The organism is Sphingomonas aerolata, from assembly GCF_023935825.1.
In the GTDB taxonomy this organism is placed as follows: domain Bacteria; phylum Pseudomonadota; class Alphaproteobacteria; order Sphingomonadales; family Sphingomonadaceae; genus Sphingomonas; species Sphingomonas aerolata.
In genome coordinates this window covers 3,093,053-3,111,197 of the sequence record NZ_CP098762.1, presented here as the reverse complement: position 1 = coordinate 3,111,197, position 18,145 = coordinate 3,093,053, and the positions used below count along the sequence as shown (strand labels likewise).

Here is an 18,145-nt window from a genome sequence, read left to right as displayed (position 1 = left end):
AGCGGGTTCCAGCTACGCCAAAGGCGCCATCCCCTATCTGGTGCCAAAAGGCCGCTTAAAACACCACATATGCACTTATTTCGATCTGTCCCGAGCCGTGATCGAAATAAGTGCATGGCGCGGCACTCCAGTTCCGCTATTTTAATTGAACAGGAAGAACACGAGACCTCATGGACATGCACCTCTCGCCAACGGTGGCGGCGCAAAAAGCGCGCCTCACCGAACAGGAAGCCCGTGCCATTGGCACTGTGGCAAATCGTATCGTCAACTTGCGGGGCCTTGTGGCGGCGCAAGCTGGAGCCGGAACCATTACGGTCGGCACCAAGGACGGGCCGGTTAGTCTGTCGATCCCCTCTGAAGAAGTCGTCGCTTGCTTGGCTTTCCTCGTCGAGCGTCACGAGTCCTTCTTATCCCAGTTCGACATCGAGCTGGAAAACACCACCGCCCTCCGCGCCTAATCCGAAGGATCACCATGCCCGAATTGAACAAGTGCAACGGCGTCGACCTCATCTCGGTCCCGATGTTCGACCCGCTGACGGTCACGAACATGGGCGACGGGGTCTTGAGCCTCGCCCAGGCCGACGAGGAGGGGAACCTCCATCACGTCATCATCAACGAGGACATGGCCGCCTCCCTCATGCCGATCCTAGCCCGCTACCTGGGATAATCCGAAAGCCCCCCAATGCCTTCCCCATCTGAAATGAACCGCGCGTCCCTGGAGCTTCCTGGGGCGCATAACGGCCCCGACGTGGCCCTCTGGGACCCTCAGGTCCGTTCCGACGCTCTGGGCCGCTTTGCGGTGACGCAGCGTCGCATCCAGGCCCCCGTCCAGGCCCTTAGCGGTTCGCCCCTGACGCCCCCGGCCTTGCTACCGGCCCAGGCCGTCAACCCGAAGGAGCTGGCCGGCGCCAAGAAGCCCGCGTCGTGGTCCGTCATGCCGCGCTGGGTCGCCCTCCAGGTCGGTCGGGTCATGTCGGTCGGCGCTGCCAAATACGGCGCGTTCAACTACCGCGAGACCCCGATCGCCGCGTCGACCTATCAGGATGCCCTGGAGCGACACCTGGCCCTCTGGTTCGACGGGGAGGACAATGACGCCGAGACGGGCGTGTCGCACCTCGCCAGCGCTATCGCGTCCTGCACGCTCCTCCTGGACGCCCAGGCCACCGGGCAACTGGTCGACGACCGCCAGAAGACGGGGATCGTCCGCCGGACCCTCGACGCCCTGGAGGGCCTTCTGGTCTCCCTGCCGCTGCCGGCCCCCAAGCTCGCGTGACCTGGGGGACCCCGGTGGAAGTCGAGAGGCGCCGCCGCATCCGGGTCGCCGTCTGGGCCTACGCCTACGAAGTCCTCGACGTGTCCCTCGTCAGTGACCATCGGTTTGACGAAGAGTGCAAGCTCATCGACCCGAAGGTCTCGACGGAGAACCGCCGGCTAGACTCCTTTTTCCGCAAGACCTTCGCGGCCCACACGGGCCAGTGGGTTCACAAACACCCCGAGGTGGGCCGGCTCGAATATTTGACCCGCCGCCTCATCAATTCAATTTCAAAAGAAGTCATAACGTGAAGTTTCTCTATCGCACGGGCCTCGTCGCCCTGGCCGCTGCTGCCTGCCTGATCGCCCTGGGCCCCGTGCTGTTCGTCGTCGCATCCGCGGCAACGCTGGTCGGCCTGTTCGCCCTGACCGTGACGGTCGCCGCTGTCGTTCTCCTGGCCGAGCGCTGGGTCGACGAGGGCCTGAAGGACTATTCGTTCCTCGACGCGCTCGACGACGCCTTCCAGGAGGTCGTGAAGGGCATCCTCCGCACGATCTACCGCGCCAAGCATCTGCCGGGCCGCATCCGCTCGGTCCTGCCGTCGCGCCGGACCCTGGGCCGCCGTGCCCAAGTGGTCCTCGCTGTCGCCGCTCTGCCGTTCCTCACGGCTGTCATGTTCGTGGTCGAGGGCTTCGACGCCGTCCGTCGCGAGTCGCGTGGCACGGTCGCCTCGATCCGCCGCTACTGGGCCCCAGTCGCCTAACAGACACCCTCAGTCTCCTTCGGGAGGCTGGGGGTTTTCTTTTCGTGGGGGGGTGTTGGGTTCTTCCTCGCGGAAGTGTAAGAAACGGCCCTTGAAGTAGCGTGTCATTATCGGACCCATTTGCTCCGCAACGCTTCTTTGTAGCTCGTCGGTTCTTACAATCTGGTCCGCTAGCGAAATTACTACAGAGTGCAGACGAACCATGTGCGCCTCAACCTTACGAAGCTCATCCGGTTCGCCAGTGATGTGGCCCATGGCACCGACAAAACTTGTTGGGGGCGGCAGAGTAAGGATGTATGCCTCATGAAGCATATTATACTGCTTCATTATTGAAGTTATTGCCCGGTTAGAGTTTGAAAGAAGCATTACATCATTCCAAAATGGTGCTGCATCGGCTTTTATCAGTAGTTCCGTGGTTCCGGTTGGCAACGAAATGTTGCCCTCTTCGCTCAAGCCTACCAGTGGAGTCAGTGTTTGGTATCTCGCCCGAACCACTCCACCTAATGCTACCTCTACGGTTCGGCTTTCGTTACGAACATGATTGCGGAGCACGATCAGATTATTTGACATGTTACCTATGGCGGCGGCTAGTTCGTAAGCTACCGCTTTGTCAGCGGCAGTTGCGGCCTCTGCGCGAGCGGCCTCCAAATTAGCCCGGTCAGATGCCCGGTGGCCTTCGACAATTCTGAAGCCATTTAGAGCGACCGCGACAGCCGCAAGCGATCCTAGCCCTGACACCCAATCCGCGAGGCTTCCTAAATCCAAGGTAATAGTCGGCACGCGAGATAGTAGGGCCAGGAAAGCCAGCAGAAGGGCCGCTATGGTGTTCATCGGTATCCCTCGTATGGTGTGCTACGATATCAAAAAGGGGCCGGCGGTGTACCGCGCGACCCCTCAGGTTCTCCTTAATGCTCTAGGCGGCTTACCTGTCCAGCATTGCCGCCAAGTCGTTGCGACTCAGCACAACCGACTGGGTCTCGCCGTCCTGGGTGTGGAAGACGATGAACAGGCCATCTCCCATGCACTCGGCATACCCCTCTGACAGTTCGACCCGGAGTTGGTGTTGTACCTGGGCGATGTTCCCCGCCCCTTTGTCGTCCTGCATTATCTCCGGCTCCTTAACGCTTACTCAAACCCCTTGAGTGCGCCGGATGTTCCTGACATGTTCCTGTGCCTGTAGGACAGCTTTTTCTAGCTCCTCCATCACGCGGATCGCATCGGGGTCACCGGGCAGGGGCCACGATAACTGACCCGGACGCCATCCCGCTTCGAACGCTTCAAGCGCTACCGAGACGGGCCCAGGGCAATCGGTTCGGCCTAGATCCCAACGCGAAACGGCGTATTTGCCGTTGGAGCTAAGACGGAGCCATTCACCCACCGCGACCTGGGTGAGGCCGAGGGCTTCGTGGATCGCTTTTACGCGTTCGCATGACCTCGGTGGGATCGTCTTCGATATCACTAAATCAACGCTTTTCTTGGGCTAATGACTATTTTCTCACTAAGAAACGCAAAGCGAAATGAGAAAAAAGCACCCTATATTCGTTTCGTCGCATCGGGCGGCCGGCTATAACTAGCGTAATACCGCGCGTGGCGTGCCGTGGCGTTCGAGGGTTGCGAGATAATAGAGCGTGCGATCCGAGATTGGTTATTCGCATGTTAGAATGGCGCTGTTTTAACAGTCGGCGCCCAATTAAGGCCGCCATGTTGACGATGGGAGCGCCAGGGGCGCGAGTTTGCCGAGCGGGCAAGGTGCGTTCCGCCACCTGTTCTCAAGCGCTAGACAAACGTGTGGGATAGGAACGATGCGAATGAGTTAATTGAAGTGGCAGACGACGGCTTGCATAATGGCAGAGGTGGGTCAATCTGCTTTTCACTAAATGTCCAGAAGGCGCAAGCGTATTATTTATTTGAAATAACCACTACTTTTGAGAAATTGTAGTACTTCTAATTGCTGATCGACTTTCTACCTCTTTAACAATATTATCGACCGAACTATAGCTTCGACCGGCTACGAACCTAATGAAGAAGGCTATTGTAGCGACCGAAAATGCAATTCCTCCGAATAGAAAAGCCCCGCTCACAGTAGGATTGCTAAATCTAGCGGTGGCAAACGTGATCCAGATAGTTATAGCAATACCAACCGATGCGAGGGCTACTGATCCATCGTTATTGCCGCGCCGTTCGTGCAAAACAGCCCGAAGTGTATCTGGTAAAACCACAATTCCCTGAGTAGAAGCTTGTATAGGGCCAGTTGATATGATTTCCGGCATTAGCTAATCCCAGCAGTTAAGCTTTATTTTGAAGATAACCTGTGTAGTGCACTATTCGCTGGACCTTTGATCCTTGGCCAATAGTGTGTATGGTCATCGATAAGGCCATTGGGCGTTGCACCAAACCCGTTGATAACGGTACTTCGATTCCGATCCCAAGCGGGTTTTCTGGTGAAGTAATCGTCAGGGTCCAGTGGTCCCACTTATATCCAGGATCGCCAACGGTTAGAAACTTTAATTCAAGTATTCCACCAGGAAGTTTAATAGCGCCATTTACCCCAGAGGGTATCAAAACTGAACCACTAACTACTGCGTCTTGGCCGTTTATCATAAGATCCATACTTAGCACCTCACTTAATTGCCGAACTATGATCCGCGATAAAGCCTGGTAACCAAACTTTACTCTGGTGTCGTGTACTTTGGTGTGGCGCCTCTCCGTCGTCAAGGCGCCACCCGTCGATGTCGAAGTCTCGCTTGTGCACTAGTTGAACTTAGCGCCATTGCGCACTTCTGCAATGTGCATGGATTGGCCAAAAGTGGACAGGCCGCTAACTTTCCCGGTCCAGACATTCCGCCCCTCGTCCCGTGGTCGAGATGCTTGGCAGTGACGCCGCCGTCCGGTCTTAAGATCGGGCGTTGTCCGCAGGCTGGCCCAGGTCGCCGGCAGGGCCTAAGGTGACGGCATGGCTACGTTAGACGACGAAGACGACCGCGGTTATCGGCACCCAGAGGCCCCCTGGGGCGGCTGGCAGGACACGCTGGTCTCCATCATCCGCATGGAGATAGATCGAGGTATGATCGTCCAGGTCCGCCTCCCTGGCCTGGTCCAGGCCGTGACGGTCGAGGATGCAGGCACGTCGGCGTCTATGGTCGTCCTCGCCGACCAACAGGGCGTGCGGGTCTACGTCGGGTCGATGGATGGCGTGGTCGTGACCGCAGCGCCGCCTGAGGGGCGCGGCACGGGCCTATGGTCGCCGCAGTCTGTCCCGCCTGAGATGTCGGTCGACGACTGAGCCCATGCTCGACCCCGAGACCTTGCGAGCCGCCGCAAAGCTGGCCCGTCTGCGAGCTGAGAGCGCCCAACGTCACCCCAGGGTCACGGGGGACGAGAGAGACGGCATGGAGCGGCTGGGTGCCTATCGTGCCCTCGACCAGCTCGCCAAGGACCTAGAGGTGACGGCTAGGCACGCTGAAGACGGTCCGCCCGATGAGGCCGACGACCAGTAACCGCAGGGGGCCGAACGTCACCAGGGCCGTATTGGTCAAGTAGTACACCAAGAGAGGCTGTGGGAGACCGAATGACCGCTTTCGCCCAATTGCAGACATTCGCTCGAGTTGGCAGGGTTAGCTACGAAGGGAAAATGGATGCCAACTTCGCTGGCTGACATGGCCGTGGCCATCGTTGTCCTGTTCGGTGTGCCGCTGCTGCTGGTGCTGGTTTACAGGCGAAACAAGCGGTTGGCGGCGTGGTGCGGAGCCGGGATCGGTGTGTTCATCGTGGTCGGAAACGCCGTGGAGAAGCTTGCGACCGGACAGTCAGGCCTGTTCTAACGAACGTTCGCTCCCCACCACATTCAGCCATTCCGACGCCGATCGCGCCGAATGACCGAAAGCGCCCAAAATCGGGCGTTCCGCGATCTGGACAGCCGACACAAAAGCCGACATCCTTCGCGCATGATCGGCAAGCATTGCACCGCCAAAAGACTTCTGTTCTGGCTGGTCTTTGCGTTCTGGCTTGCGACAGCTCTCCCGATCGCGACCCTAAGTCTCTTCATGTGGGAAATCCCCCTCTGGCCGTCGTTTAGCTCCGAGAGCACGTCCGAAGGCTTTGCCGTCTGGGCGGTCGTCACCGCGTGGTTCTATGTTACGCCGGTCGGGTTGATCTTGGTTGGTCGCACTAACAGGCGACCGTCCGCTTAGTAGCCTTCACGGCCAAAAGCAGTCTGTCCGTTCACCACCACGTAGCGACGTTCGCGATCGGCAAAGCGGACCCTATAAGCCGCCTTTCCGCTGTCGCCCAATAGCTGACATGATCCCGGCGATTGGCAGGAGCACTGTAGGTGGCTAAGTTGGGCGAACGATGAAGCGAAGCGCTCTTTTATGGCTTATCGCCGGGCTGGCTTTCTGGGGCTGGATGTTCGCCTCGAACTTTCGCCAAGCCACTGCGCCGCTTGTATATTCGATTATCGTCGGTGTCCTAGTTTCAGTAGGACTGCTAGGCTTTCACATGGTCCGAGCGAGGCTCGGTCGGTAGGCCCGTGGTGCATTGATCCGTTCGAGGCGCATGTCGGAAGAGCGTCCGCTACCCACCACAATCGGACGGTCGGGCAGCGCGGCAGGGTACGGCAGGGTCGTCGGTCCCACGCCGTCTCGCGAATGTCCGGGGTGTGCCATGGGGGCAACACACTCGGCCTAATGTCTGGCGGCGGCAGGGGCACGGGTCGACCGATCAAGGCGCAATGTCACCCAGGTCCAAGGGTAGCGGTGGGGGACGCATCGGCTTGAGCACCTACCTGAAACCCGCAGAACTCCGCCGTTTCTTGGGGGGTGGGGGACGGAGTGGTGGGGATTTCGATTACGGGTCCCCTGGGGGGCGGGGGCGGGAGCCCGCTCGATCGCTGGTCAATCGGGTTCGAAATCGACGGCTTCGCTCGCGCGGCCACACGGCCAGTCCGACCCTGTGTACACCCGCCGTTTCCCCAGGTTTTCCGCGGGTCCCATGCCGTTTATTCGGGTCCCGCTCCCAGGCTCAGACCGATCCGGTCGAACCCCCAGTCACCCGATTATTTCTTGGGTCCCATTGGGTCCCATGCGGTCACTTCGGGTCCCCTTTAGGTGACAGAACGGACCCTTTCTGATTGCCGATACATTATTCTGCAATGGGGTTCCTAGGGTCCCTCGGGAGGCGGATGGGCACCCCTGAAACCCACGGTTTTCGGCCATTCCTGTATTAGTGCGACCATGTGTACAACCGTCTGCAATCCCAGAACATCCAGCATGGGGATTTAGGGGCTTGAGGTCCCTTAGGGTCCTATAGGTCCCTAAGTGTTAGAATAAGTGTTATGCTCCTATAAGACACCTTAGGTGCTTTTAGGTCTTCAGTTTCTTTAGGTGCCCTCCGTTCGATGAGGGCCTTCCATTTATCCATCATTGAATTGGCGTCCGGTCTTTCGGTCCAGCCGAAGGTTTCCCCATGTCACTTGAGTCCGCTCAGTTCATCCACCAGCTCAACCCGAGCAATCCGTCCGGCGCCGATCGCCTGAAGGAAGGTGACGACCATATCCGTATGCTCAAGGCAGCCCTCAAGGCGACGTTCCCAGGCATCGCGGGTCCGCTGGCGTCCACCGTCACGCACACATTCATCAATTCGATCGCGGCCTCTCTGGTCCCGGTCGGAACCATCACGCTCTTCAGTGGCGCCGCCGCACCCGCAGGCTGGGCCATCTGTAACGGACAGATCGTCCCCAAGTCGGACGGCTCGGGCAACCTGACTACGCCGGACCTTCGGGGCCGCGTGCCAGTCGGCAAGGCCGATAGCGTTGACCTCCTGTCAACCTTCGGGGCCGATAGCGTCACCGTGACGACCGAGTCCGCGGGCGACCACACCCATACCGCTACGATCGCGACCGGCGGGGCCCACACGCACACCGGGTCCGCCGAAGGGCACGCCCTGACGATCGCGGAGATGCCCAGCCACGACCACGGCAACGGCATCAACAACGACAACGGCAACTTCTTCTCCTACGGGACGAAGCAGGCGCCGGGGACCAATGAGGACCCGTCGTCGTCCAGCCACGGCACCGTCACCCTCCAGGGCGTCACCGAAAAGATCGGCGGCGGCCTAGCGCATAGCCACAACGTCACCACGACCGAGGGCGGCGCTCACACCCACACCGGGACCATCGCGACCAATGGGGCTCACGCTCACAAGGTCACGATCGACACCCGCCAAGCCTCCGTGGCTCTTCACTTCATCATCAAGATTTAAGCATGTCCACTCTCCCAGTGCGGCGTCTCGGCGCAGCCGGGATTGTGACCGACACGCACCCCGCTGACATTGAGGACCCCGCGGTCTTCACGGCGGGCGTCAACGTCCGGTTCCGCAACGGTCGCGTCTCCCGCGGCCCAGTCTTTCGCACCATCGCGACCCTCGACATCGAGCCCGGCCACGCGATTGCGATCCCGCCGTCCTCGGGCGGTTACGACGAGGTCGTGATCGTCTCGGCGGATTACGGCAAGCTCCTCCGGCTCAACGGCACCTCGTTTGAGGACGTGACGCCCGAGGGGCACACCGGCTCCGCAGACATCACCTCGATCACGTCGTCCTTCCTGGGCGGCGTCTCCTACATCAACCGCGAGAGCCACGCTCCGCTCTACAAGTCCCCAGGGGACAGCACGTACCTGACGATCCCGGCGTTCCCGGATGACGTTCGGTTCCGCGTGCTTCGCGCCTACAAGGACCAGCTCATCGGCCTGGGCGTGACCAAGGGCGGGCGCTACTTCCCGACAATGGTGAAATGGTCCGACCTCACGGGGTTCGGGGCGCCGCCGCCGTCCTGGGAAACCGATAGCACCACAAACTCGGCAGGCGAGAACATCGTCAACGAGATGCAGCACTCAATCATCGACGGGCTGGCCCTTCGGAACAGCTTCATCATCTACTGCACCAACAGCGTGTGGTCGATGGACTACACCGGCACGGACCAAATCTACCAGTGGACCAAGCTGTTCGACGAGAGCGGCGTGATCGCCCCGAATTGCGTGGTCCAGGTCGCCGGCCAGCACTTCGTCTTCGATAAGGCCGACATTTACGTCCACGACGGGATCGCCCCGCGGTCCATCGCCAGCTCCCAGGTCAAGGAGTTCGTCTTCGACGCGCTCGACACGGCCAAGGCGCACCTATGCTTCGTCACCCACGACGCCCGCATGGGCGAGGTCCGCTTCTGCTATCCGTCCGCCGATCGACTGGTCGGCTTCGTGAACCCCCAGACCGGGTGCAACCGGGCCGCCGTCTACAATTACGGCAACTCGACTTGGACGTTCTACGACCTCCCCAACGTGACCGGCGCATGTCGGTCCGCGCTCATCTCCGGCAAGTCCTGGGAGAGCGACCAGGAGGTTTCCTGGGACGCCGCTGAGGGCCTTTTCCTGACCTCCGAGGGCGACGAGTCGCAGCACGCGCTCTTCGTGTCTCGTGAGGCTCCTGGGCAGGGTTTGACGGCCTCCAGGCTCTACGGCCTCGACCTTCTGGACGGCACCTTGCCGTACCCGATCGAGCCCGAGGCCATCAAGCCGGCCTTCGTGGAACGGACGGGCCTCGACCTCGACATCATCGGGAAGAACCTGACGCAATACACGCATCTGCAAGCCATCTGGCCGCAAATCAGCGTCGAGCGCCCTGAGGACTCCTACTGGCAATTCGGGGCCAACGACCTCGTGAACCAGGAGCCCGTGTGGTCCGACGAGACGAGCTTCGACCCACGGACTGAGTCCAAAATCGACATCAACGAGTCCGGGAAATACCTCGCGTATCGCTTCGGCCTCCGCGGGACCGGCGACTTCCGCCTGTCCGGCTTCGATGTCCAGCTTGTGATCCGAGGGAGGCGCTAATGTCCGACCTTCTGGCCCGGCTGGCCCGACTGGCCCCCTACAAGAGGCGGGTCCGGCCCGCGTCGGCGACGAGCTTCCCGGCCTTCATGGACGGCGAGCTTCAGCGGATCGACCAAGCCACAACCGGCATCGTCGAGGCCCTGAAGGTCGCTGCAACGGCTATCGCCGCAGCCGGCCCCGGCGGGGACGGACCCCCAGGACCCCCAGGCCCTCCCGGTCGAGACGGAACGGACGGCGAAGCCGGACGTGACGGCGAGAACGGGGCGCCCGGCGCGGCGAGTACCGTTCCAGGCCCCGCTGGACCCCCAGGACCTCCGGGTCGCGACGGGATCGACGGGGCCCCAGGGGCAACCGGCCCCAAAGGCGACCCCGGCGACGGGGGCAGCTCCGACTATCTCGTCCCGATCGCGAACGGCCAGTCGCCTCCTATCCTCCTCCACACGGCAGATGGCCGTCTAATTTTCGACAAGGTATCGCCGTGACCGGCCTAATCTCAGACTATCTCGGCGCCGGCCCGATCGACTCCCGCCCTGCGAACCCCGGCGTCGCTCCGGGGTGCCTGGCCTTCTACTCCGCCGACGACACCGGCCAAGTCTTCCGGTGGAACCACGCAGCGTCCGCATGGGCCGAGATGGCCGCGGCGCCCGAGCCCGGACCTCCGGGCGAAAAGGGCGACAAGGGCGACCAGGGGGAACCCGGCCCCGCAGGCCCCCAGGGCGAGCCCGGTACGGGCGGCGGTGGCGGCGGAGCTTTCCGCGGCGCCAAGGTCGTCAAGAACGCCAATTCGTCCATCCTCAGCCCCGATACGGCGTTCCCCTTAATGACCGCCACGGACGGGATCGTCGTATTCGACACCTCGGGCTTCTGGAACGCGGCAGCGCAGCGTTTCGACATCCCGGAGGGCGTCACGTACGTCGAGGGCTTCGAACATATCGGCCAAGTTTGGACGAACAACATGGCCGGTTTCTTCCGCGTAAGCATTGGCGGAGTCGTCTCGGACATCCGCGGCTTTATGAGTACGAAGGATTACCTCCAGCACTCGACCGGGCTCCTCAAGGTCTCCGCGGGCGACTGGGTTATGCCCATGATCTTCATGGGGAACACCTCCGCCTGGAAAGAAGGCAGTTTCGCTACCATCGCGGCCTTCGGCTAAACCTCAAGATCAACTCCGGGAGACACCGATGATCGTCCCGGATCATGCCGATCACCAGCTCAAGGTGCCGGTAGTGCGCCGCCCCGTGTACACGCTGTACCTGGAGCAGGCGACCCCGCACCACACCTTCATCCATTGCGACATTCACGGTCGCTGGACCCCGCGCACCAAGCGCGACCTTCTAGCCGACTGGACGACGCTCAAAGCGCTCCACGGCGGACCCATTCACGCCCTGCATCAGCCGGGCGACCGCAAACACTCCAAGTTTCTCTCCATGTTCGGCTTCCGCCGCGCCGGGTCCTTCATCGACCACGCCGGCAAGCTCATGGAAATCCACCACACCTAAAGGACATCATGGGCGACCTCTTCGGCGGCAAGACCACCAGCACGTCTACGCAGACGACGGACTCTGGCCCCTCCAAGTTTCAGCAACCCTACCTCGACACGGCCTTCAACGCCGCTCAGGGCATCTACAACAACAAGGCCGGCACCCCGTTTTACCAGGGGAACACGTACGCTGGCATGAACGACGACGCGAAGGCGACCCTGGAAGGCCTCAAGGGCTACGCCGGGTCGACCGGGCTCCAGTCCGCCGGCCAGCTTTCCTCGCTCGGGTCCAGTCTCGCCGGCAACGCCGGGAAGGCCACCGCGGCCCTCGACCAGTTCTCGGCACTCGCCGGGACCGACGCGACCGCGGCGAACATCAGCGCCGCGACGGCCTATGCGAACAACCCGCATCTCGACGCCCAGATCGACGCGAACAGCCGCGACGTGGTCCGCAACCTCAACGAGCAGACGCTTCCTGGCATTGACCGGCAGGCCTCCGCAGGCGGCGGGATCAACTCCAGCCGGGCCGGCGTGGCCGCAGGCATCGCCACCCGCGGCGCTCAGGATCGTGTGGCCGACATATCGGCGACCATGCGCGGCCAAGCCTACAGCCAAGGGCTCAACCTCGCCCAGGGCGACCGCGCCCAGACCCTCGGGGCCCTCAGCACCGCGGCGAACGGCTACGGCAGTCTCGCCGGGCAGGGCATCTCCGCCCTCGGCGCGGGCACCCAGGCCGCCTATGGCGCTTTCGGGGCGATGGCCGGCGCCGACCAGTCCATGCAGGGCGACCGGCAAGGCCAGCTCGATGCCGACTATGCCAAGTGGCAGGGCGAGGACAATCGGGGCACCGACCTCCTGTCCAAATACTACGGCATCATCGGGAACAACTCCTGGGGGTCCTCGGGCACCTCGACGGGCACCCAGACCCAGCAGCAGAGCCAAGGCCTCCTCACGGGGCTCGCCGGCATCGCGTCCACCGGCCTCGGCATCGCCGGGGGTCTCGGCTGGAAACCCTTCAAATAACACACGGATAACCCATGAACCCGCTCCTCATCCCTGGCGGCCTCGCCGCGGGGCTCCCGAGCGTCCCGCCGGCCCAGTCCTTCGCTCAACAGGCACCCGGACTCCCCGCGGCGCCCCCGAGCGCTCGGGCGGGTCTCTGGGACCCCGGCAACCGCCACAAGACGCTCCTGGCAATCGGCTCCGGCCTCCTGTCTGGCCGCTCCTTCGCCGATGGCGTGGGCGCCGCTGGGCGCAACGTCTTCGCGCTCGACGACCAGCTCCAGGCCGCCAGCCGCAAGACCCACGAGTTCGGCGGGCCGGACAACACGTTCGACATCACCACCGACCCAACCACCGGGCAACGCACCGTCCGCGCCGTCCCTGAGTTCAAGGAGTACGCGGAGCGCAAGCGCAAGAAGGGCAAGGACACCGCCGACCTCAATGGCCGCGCGATGTTCGCCCTTTCGCAGCTCCCCCCCGAGCAGCAGCCCGAGGCCTATGCGGCGATCCGGGCCAACCCGGCGCAGTACGGCGTCGACCCCGAGACCATGCCGGACACCTTCGATCCCCGATACGTCGCAATGGCGGCGGGGATGGGCATGACGGTCTCCCAGTCGATGACCCGCCAGCGTGCCGACCAGAACGCCGACAACCTCCAGGACTACCGCAAGGACATCCAGCAGGACCGGCAGGAACGGACCGGCATCTACCGCGACCGCGCCGCGGCCACGACGGCCCAAGGCAACGCCCGGCTCGCTCAGGGCCAGCAGCGCATCGCCATCTCCAAGACCAAAGGGTCCGGCGGTGGCGGCAAGGGCGGCTCCAAGTCCGGCGGTCTCGACCCCCGATACGATTACCGCATCGGCCCCAACGGGGTCATGCAGAAGCGACTGAAACGATGATCGACAACGACAACGACGGCTGGGAAGACGTAGCCGACCCCCGCGAGGTGAAAGCCCTCTTGGGCGTCAAGGGCGTACGGGACATGGGCAAGGCCTCCGGGCTCCCCAAGGCTCCCCCGACCGGCGCCCCGCTCGACCTGGACACCCCGGTCAAACCCCCGACCGGCTCAGCGGCCCAGGCGGCCTACACCAAGGTCGGCGCATCCCGCGCTATGCTCCAGCAGCTCAACAAGGTCCGCCACCTCTACGATAAGAACATGTCCAAGACGGGCCTTCAGGGCGCGGCGGAGTTCAACCCGTTCCGGCGGGAGAACCAGGAGTTTGACGGCGCCGTTGCGGCGATCCCGCTTCTGGCCCGGCAGGCGTTCCGCGTCTCGGGCTCAGGCTCGGACTCGGATCGAGAGCTGAAGCTCATCACCGACGCCCTCCCGAACCGCTGGTCCTTCGACGCCTCCAATAAGGAGCGCTTCGCAACCCTGGACAGCGTTCTCCGCGGCTTCGTCACCAACTACGGCGGCCTCGCCGGATATTCACCCGAGCAGATCAAGGGCCTCCAGGGGCAGCACGTCTACGGCCAGCGCCGGCAGCTCCCCAAGGCCCCTCCGCGGGCTCCCGCGTCCTCCTCAGGCTGGACGATCACCAGGAAGAAATAATGTCAAAAACGTATGAGGTCCGCGGACCTGACGGCTACATGTACGAGGTCACGACCCCGGACGATGCCAACGAGGCGCAGATCGTCGAACGGATCGAGTCCTTCGTCCAGGGCGACACGCCGCCGGCAGACCTCAATGCGTCCAATGGCACGGGCCTTCCCACGCCACCCCCGAGCGTCAAGCGGGGCCCGAACACCGCGATGCAGAACGTCAGTGCCACCGCAGGCGAGGTCCTGGACGGCCTGATCCCCAACGCAGGCCGCACAATGGCAGGCGTCGGCGGCGCGATAGGTAACACCATCGCCGCCGGCCTGGGCCGGACCGAGTGGCACCCCGCAGACGCCTTCCAGGCCGAGCAGGAGGCCCACGACGCCGACCAGGAGCAACTGGAGCAGGACAGCCCCGGCATCGCCTCAGGGGCCGGCTGGGCGGGCACCGCGGCATCATTCGCCCTCCCTGGCGTCAACGCCGTACGCGGTGGCCGCATGGCCGCTGGCGTGGCGAACGGAGCGATCACGGGCGGCCTCTACGGAGCCGCTTCGGGCGCCCTCAACGATAGCGGCGACGGTCGACTGGCAAACGCTGGTCTCGGCCTCGCCGCTGGCGTGGGGCTTGGCGCCGCTGGCGCTCCTCTCATGCACGGGGCAGGCGCCGTTGCCTCCGCAGCTCGCCGGAACATCCCCGGAGTCGATGCGGCGGCACGCTTCGCCACCAACATACCCCGCCGGCTCACCGGGCGCGGCCTGGAACAGCCCCAGGACGCGGCATACGCCCAGGCCGAGCGCATCCTCGGCGACGAGATGACCAACAGCACGATCGCAACGGGCATGGGCACGGGCAGCGTCCCCGCCTCGCCGGCCAACGTCGGCGCTGAAGTCGCTCGCCGGCAGGGCCTTGGGGTTCCCGCGGTCCCCGCCGATACGTCGGAAGGGCTCCGCCGCGTTACCGCCTGGGCACTCCAGGGGCGCGGTCCGTCGACCACCCGAGCCCGCCAGCTCCTTCAGTCCCGCCAAGCGGGGCAGGGGTCTCGCATCCGGGGCCACGTCACGGACGAAATGGGACCGGCGGTCGATCCGATCGTCGAGACCGAGAACATCCAGCGACGAGCCAGCGATGCCGCCGACCCCGCCTACCGGCAGGCCTACGCTCAGGGTTCGCCTATGGTCATCGACGACCAACTTGCGGGCCTCATGCGGCGCCCAGCGTTCCGCGAGTCCCTTCCGCAGGCCTACCGCAACATCCAGAACCGAGGGGGCAACCCGGAGGGCATGGGGTTCCGGCTGATCCCGCATCCGCCCCAGGGCTCCGCGCCCCTTCCGCCGGATATGCCGCACATGGTCACGCCCGAGGGCATCTACGTCCTCGACCAGCTCCCGTCCTTCGAAGCGTTCGACCAAGTGGTCCGCACGCTCAACAAGGGCATCAAGCGCAGCGACCTCACGGGCCGCCCGATCCTCGACAACGAGAGCGGCGGGATCAACGATGTCATGCGGGGCCTCGACGGTCACCTGAAGGACCGGAACCCGGCCTATCGGGACGCCAAGGCGGCCTTCGCCGACGACATGGCGATTAAGGACGCGATGGCCCGAGGGGCCGACGTGGGCAAGATGACGGGCCACGAGATCAACGCTCAGGTCCGCACGACCCCGCAGCACGCTCAAGAGGCCTGGATTGCAGGCGCACGGACAGCCGTGGCCGACAACGCGATCAACGCGAGCCTCCGGCCCACCGCGAACGTCGCCCAGGCCACACGCCAACAGCTCGGACTCTCCGGCGCTGGCGGCTACTCGTCTCCGGGCGATGCGGCGAAACAGCAGGCGATCGAAGCGATGTCGGGGCGACCCGGCATGATGAACCGGCTGGACGACCGGCTGGAGGCCGAGGACCAAGCGTTCAAGACCTCCAATATGGCGTTCGGCGGCAGTCCGACCCAGCCACGGCAGGCGATGGACGAAGCCCTCTCCAGCGAAGCCCTCGGCACCGTTGGTCGGGCACTGTCCGGCGACATCATCGGCACGCTCACGTCCGTCCTGTTCCGGGGCAACCCGCGAGGGACGCTCCGCTTCAAGCAAGACGTGATGGACCGCATCTCGGAGATTATGACGGCGTCCCAGCCACGGGATGTCCGCCAGCTCCTCAACGCGATCGAGCAGCGAGCCTACAGCGACGAAGCCTTCCGCGCATTGCTCAACCGTGCCGGCATCGGCCCGGCGAAGGTCGCGAGCCTCCTGGCCGCAGGCCAAGACGCCGATCCGGTCCCCGACGCACCGGACTACGAAAACTAGGGGCTGGGGGTCTACCCTGGCCCCCACAACCCTCTGGAACCTATGGCAAACTACAACCTCGGCGCCTTCCGCCGGGGAGCGCTCAGTGACGTGCTTCCGCGGTCGACGACCGATAGACTCTCCCAGGCCGCCACCGAGATCAAGAAGCGCCCCCAGCGCGACACGATCAAGGCGAGCCCCAAACCCCGCGGCGTCCTCACCAGCGCCGCCTCCGACCTCGTCAAGCGGGCCTCCCTGGCCCTCGGGTCCACCGAGCGCGACGCGGTCCAGCGAGCCAACGCTTTCGAGCAGGCAAACTACGACTGGAACCCGCTGGCCCAGGCCGACGAGGTAGGCACCCAGGCCCGCCGCTACGCCGAAGACGACCCCGACTTCGACCGCCGGGCACTGACGGAAGGCGCCATCGGCACGGCCCTCACGGTCGCCCCCGAGTTCGCCGCCCCCGCGGCCCGAGCCCTCGCCAAGACCGGCCTGGGCAAGAAGCTGGCCGGCGTGCTGTCCCAGGGCGGCGGAGCGATCCCCGCAGCCGACGACGCGATCGAGGGCGTGTACACGACTGTCAAGTCGGAGCCTCGGGCCCGCTCGGGTCCAGTCCGCACCAAGGACGGCGCGATCCCTCTGCACGGCGATCCGCGCAACGGGGCCCTATCGTCTCCGCCCACGGAAACGCTCGCAGTCAAGCACTTCAGCCGCAAGCCCGACCTGACCGAGGTAGACCCGAGCTTCATCGGCTCCAACCGGGACGAGACGGGCCGCCGGATCACCTCCGCCAACGAGATCAACAACGCGTCCAGCATCGGCGGCAAGAGCTACTTCGGCGTCCGCACGGGCGAACGAGGAGGCTACCGCCGTGAGAGTACCCTCGGGCCTTTCGCTTACGACGCGGACCTCCCGGCTCACCAGATACTTGAGGTCGGCAGCGCCAACTACCGGCAGCTTCAGGGCGTCGGTCGCGAAATCCTCCGGGGTCCGCGCTCCGAAGAGCTGAAGAAGGCATGGGGGCTCCCGCCGGCAGTCAACGGGTCGGTCCTCATGGACTCCCTGGCGAAAGAAGCTGGCTGGAAGGGCGTGCGGTTCCCGTCCGATTATTCCGAGCTGGGCGAGCTGGTCCAGTCCTACGACAAGGTCCCGGTTCGCCGTACGGAGCTACCAGTCCCCGGCCAGCCGACGAACATCAAGGGATACGGCTACATGGGCCCCCTCGATCCCGCACGGGATACCGCCCGCAGCTATGCGGAAACCGCCGGGATCGACTACCAGCCGCAGCCCGAATACCTCAAGGTCGACCCCGAGCGCGGCTCGGCGATTGCCAAGGCCTACGAGGAGATGGCGCACGCCCCTCAGGACCCCACGGTCCGATCGGCCTACGCCAAGCTCGCCGAAGAAACCCTGGCTCAGTACGAGGCCATCAAAAAGACGGGCTTCAAGTTCGAGTTCAACCCGGAAGGGCAGGCGGTCTACGAAAAGGGCCCCTGGGATGCCGTCAAGGACGTTCGCGAGAACAACCGCATGTACGTCTATCCGACCGACGAAGGCTACGGCACGGGCGTCGGGATCACCGACCAGGACATCGCCGAGAACCCGCTCCTCAGCATGGTCGAGGGCGAGACCTGGGGCGGCAAGCCGGTCCGCGTCAACGACGTGTTCCGCGGCGTCCACGACTACTTCGGCCACGCAAAGGACGGCTTCGGCTTCCGGCACAATGGCGAAGAGAACGCGTGGCGCTCGCACCTCGGCATGTACAGCCCCGAGGCCCAGCGTGCCCTGACGACCGAGACCCGCGGGCAAAACTCGTGGCTCAACTTCGGTCCGCACGGCGAGGCCAACCGCACCGCCAAGGCCGAGGACACCGTCTTCGCACCGCAGAAAATCGGATTGCTCCCCGACTGGGTCCTCGACCCGAACGGGATGCCCCCGACACAATAATC

Annotated in this window: 19 protein-coding genes; 17 read left to right on the top strand and 2 right to left on the bottom strand. The window is 63.8% G+C overall.

What is annotated here, in order from left to right; translation table 11 throughout:
- Positions 1-170 precede the first annotated feature (170 nt).
- Genes NEF64_RS14120 through NEF64_RS14100 form a run of 5 tightly spaced genes read left to right on the top strand, consistent with a single transcriptional unit; the run spans position 171 to position 2,015 of the window.
- A complete protein-coding gene (locus tag NEF64_RS14120; protein ID WP_252573967.1) occupies positions 171-458 on the top strand; it encodes a hypothetical protein in 288 nt (95 codons plus the stop codon).
- A 14-nt stretch (positions 459-472) separates the two neighbouring features.
- Positions 473-667: a hypothetical protein gene (locus NEF64_RS14115; protein WP_252573965.1), complete on the top strand. Its 195-nt coding sequence runs from the start codon at positions 473-475 to the stop codon at positions 665-667.
- 33 nt (positions 668-700) lie between these two features.
- Positions 701-1,273, top strand: coding sequence for a dATP/dGTP diphosphohydrolase domain-containing protein (locus NEF64_RS14110; RefSeq protein WP_252573964.1), 573 nt, complete (start codon positions 701-703; stop codon positions 1,271-1,273).
- Positions 1,274-1,287: 14 nt separating this feature from the next.
- Positions 1,288-1,563: a DNA ligase LigA-related protein gene (locus NEF64_RS14105; protein ID WP_252573962.1), complete on the top strand. Its 276-nt coding sequence runs from the start codon at positions 1,288-1,290 to the stop codon at positions 1,561-1,563.
- Positions 1,560-2,015: a hypothetical protein gene (locus tag NEF64_RS14100; RefSeq protein WP_252573959.1), complete on the top strand. Its 456-nt coding sequence runs from the start codon at positions 1,560-1,562 to the stop codon at positions 2,013-2,015. Before NEF64_RS14105 ends, NEF64_RS14100 begins: the two co-directional genes overlap by 4 nt.
- A gap of 9 nt (positions 2,016-2,024) precedes the next feature.
- Here NEF64_RS14100 and NEF64_RS14095 read toward each other — a convergent pair whose 3' ends face one another.
- A complete protein-coding gene (locus NEF64_RS14095) occupies positions 2,025-2,846 on the bottom strand; it encodes a hypothetical protein (RefSeq protein WP_252573957.1) in 822 nt (273 codons plus the stop codon).
- A 91-nt stretch (positions 2,847-2,937) separates the two neighbouring features.
- The gene (locus tag NEF64_RS14090) at positions 2,938-3,120 is read right to left on the bottom strand and encodes a hypothetical protein (RefSeq protein ID WP_252573955.1); all 183 of its coding nucleotides are present in this window, start codon (positions 3,118-3,120) and stop codon (positions 2,938-2,940) included.
- A 1,848-nt stretch (positions 3,121-4,968) separates the two neighbouring features.
- Here NEF64_RS14090 and NEF64_RS14085 point away from each other — a divergent pair.
- The 12 genes from NEF64_RS14085 to NEF64_RS14030 all read left to right on the top strand — a co-directional run bounded on the left by NEF64_RS14085 (position 4,969) and on the right by NEF64_RS14030 (position 18,143).
- A complete protein-coding gene (locus NEF64_RS14085; RefSeq protein ID WP_252573952.1) occupies positions 4,969-5,298 on the top strand; it encodes a hypothetical protein in 330 nt (109 codons plus the stop codon).
- Between the two features lie 352 nt (positions 5,299-5,650).
- Entirely contained in the window at positions 5,651-5,836 is a 186-nt protein-coding gene (locus NEF64_RS14080) for a hypothetical protein (protein ID WP_252573949.1), read from the top strand.
- A 51-nt stretch (positions 5,837-5,887) separates the two neighbouring features.
- A complete protein-coding gene (locus tag NEF64_RS14075; protein WP_252573946.1) occupies positions 5,888-6,205 on the top strand; it encodes a hypothetical protein in 318 nt (105 codons plus the stop codon).
- A gap of 1,273 nt (positions 6,206-7,478) precedes the next feature.
- Positions 7,479-8,273, top strand: coding sequence for a phage tail protein (locus NEF64_RS14070; RefSeq protein WP_252573943.1), 795 nt, complete (start codon positions 7,479-7,481; stop codon positions 8,271-8,273).
- Between the two features lie 44 nt (positions 8,274-8,317).
- Positions 8,318-9,895 carry a hypothetical protein gene (locus NEF64_RS14065; protein ID WP_252573940.1) on the top strand — a complete coding sequence of 526 codons (1,578 nt, stop codon included), beginning with the start codon at positions 8,318-8,320 and terminating at the stop codon, positions 9,893-9,895.
- Positions 9,896-10,373: 478 nt separating this feature from the next.
- Positions 10,374-11,048 carry a hypothetical protein gene (locus tag NEF64_RS19275; RefSeq protein WP_261362607.1) on the top strand — a complete coding sequence of 225 codons (675 nt, stop codon included), beginning with the start codon at positions 10,374-10,376 and terminating at the stop codon, positions 11,046-11,048.
- Between the two features lie 28 nt (positions 11,049-11,076).
- A complete protein-coding gene (locus NEF64_RS14055) occupies positions 11,077-11,394 on the top strand; it encodes a hypothetical protein (protein WP_252573937.1) in 318 nt (105 codons plus the stop codon).
- Between the two features lie 8 nt (positions 11,395-11,402).
- On the top strand, positions 11,403-12,398 hold the full coding sequence (locus NEF64_RS14050; RefSeq protein ID WP_252573934.1) for a hypothetical protein: 996 nt from the start codon (positions 11,403-11,405) through the stop codon (positions 12,396-12,398).
- Positions 12,399-12,412: 14 nt separating this feature from the next.
- A complete protein-coding gene (locus NEF64_RS14045; RefSeq protein WP_252573931.1) occupies positions 12,413-13,279 on the top strand; it encodes a hypothetical protein in 867 nt (288 codons plus the stop codon).
- On the top strand, positions 13,276-13,932 hold the full coding sequence (locus tag NEF64_RS14040; RefSeq protein ID WP_252573928.1) for a hypothetical protein: 657 nt from the start codon (positions 13,276-13,278) through the stop codon (positions 13,930-13,932). The genes NEF64_RS14045 and NEF64_RS14040 overlap by 4 nt, the downstream gene beginning before the upstream one ends.
- Positions 13,932-16,217 carry a hypothetical protein gene (locus NEF64_RS14035; RefSeq protein ID WP_252573926.1) on the top strand — a complete coding sequence of 762 codons (2,286 nt, stop codon included), beginning with the start codon at positions 13,932-13,934 and terminating at the stop codon, positions 16,215-16,217. The genes NEF64_RS14040 and NEF64_RS14035 overlap by 1 nt, the downstream gene beginning before the upstream one ends.
- A 42-nt stretch (positions 16,218-16,259) precedes the next feature.
- Positions 16,260-18,143, top strand: a complete 1,884-nt coding sequence (locus tag NEF64_RS14030) for a hypothetical protein (RefSeq protein WP_252573923.1) — start codon at positions 16,260-16,262, stop codon at positions 18,141-18,143.
- The last annotated feature ends 2 nt before the right edge of the window (positions 18,144-18,145 follow it).

Excerpts from the sequence above, each read along its gene's own strand:
- NEF64_RS14120 (WP_252573967.1), top strand. The coding sequence starts at position 171 with ATGGACATGCACCTCTCGCCAACGGTGGCGGCGCAAAAAGCGCGCCTC.
- NEF64_RS14115 (WP_252573965.1), top strand. The coding sequence starts at position 473 with ATGCCCGAATTGAACAAGTGCAACGGCGTCGACCTCATCTCGGTCCCG.
- NEF64_RS14110 (WP_252573964.1), top strand. The coding sequence starts at position 701 with ATGAACCGCGCGTCCCTGGAGCTTCCTGGGGCGCATAACGGCCCCGAC.
- NEF64_RS14095 (WP_252573957.1), bottom strand. The coding sequence starts at position 2,846 with ATGAACACCATAGCGGCCCTTCTGCTGGCTTTCCTGGCCCTACTATCT.
- NEF64_RS14090 (WP_252573955.1), bottom strand. The coding sequence starts at position 3,120 with ATGCAGGACGACAAAGGGGCGGGGAACATCGCCCAGGTACAACACCAA.
- NEF64_RS14085 (WP_252573952.1), top strand. The coding sequence starts at position 4,969 with ATGGCTACGTTAGACGACGAAGACGACCGCGGTTATCGGCACCCAGAG.
- NEF64_RS14080 (WP_252573949.1), top strand. The coding sequence starts at position 5,651 with ATGCCAACTTCGCTGGCTGACATGGCCGTGGCCATCGTTGTCCTGTTC.
- NEF64_RS14075 (WP_252573946.1), top strand. The coding sequence starts at position 5,888 with ATGACCGAAAGCGCCCAAAATCGGGCGTTCCGCGATCTGGACAGCCGA.
- NEF64_RS14070 (WP_252573943.1), top strand. The coding sequence starts at position 7,479 with ATGTCACTTGAGTCCGCTCAGTTCATCCACCAGCTCAACCCGAGCAAT.
- NEF64_RS14055 (WP_252573937.1), top strand. The coding sequence starts at position 11,077 with ATGATCGTCCCGGATCATGCCGATCACCAGCTCAAGGTGCCGGTAGTG.
- NEF64_RS14050 (WP_252573934.1), top strand. The coding sequence starts at position 11,403 with ATGGGCGACCTCTTCGGCGGCAAGACCACCAGCACGTCTACGCAGACG.
- NEF64_RS14045 (WP_252573931.1), top strand. The coding sequence starts at position 12,413 with ATGAACCCGCTCCTCATCCCTGGCGGCCTCGCCGCGGGGCTCCCGAGC.
- NEF64_RS14040 (WP_252573928.1), top strand. The coding sequence starts at position 13,276 with ATGATCGACAACGACAACGACGGCTGGGAAGACGTAGCCGACCCCCGC.
- NEF64_RS14035 (WP_252573926.1), top strand. The coding sequence starts at position 13,932 with ATGTCAAAAACGTATGAGGTCCGCGGACCTGACGGCTACATGTACGAG.
- NEF64_RS14030 (WP_252573923.1), top strand. The coding sequence starts at position 16,260 with ATGGCAAACTACAACCTCGGCGCCTTCCGCCGGGGAGCGCTCAGTGAC.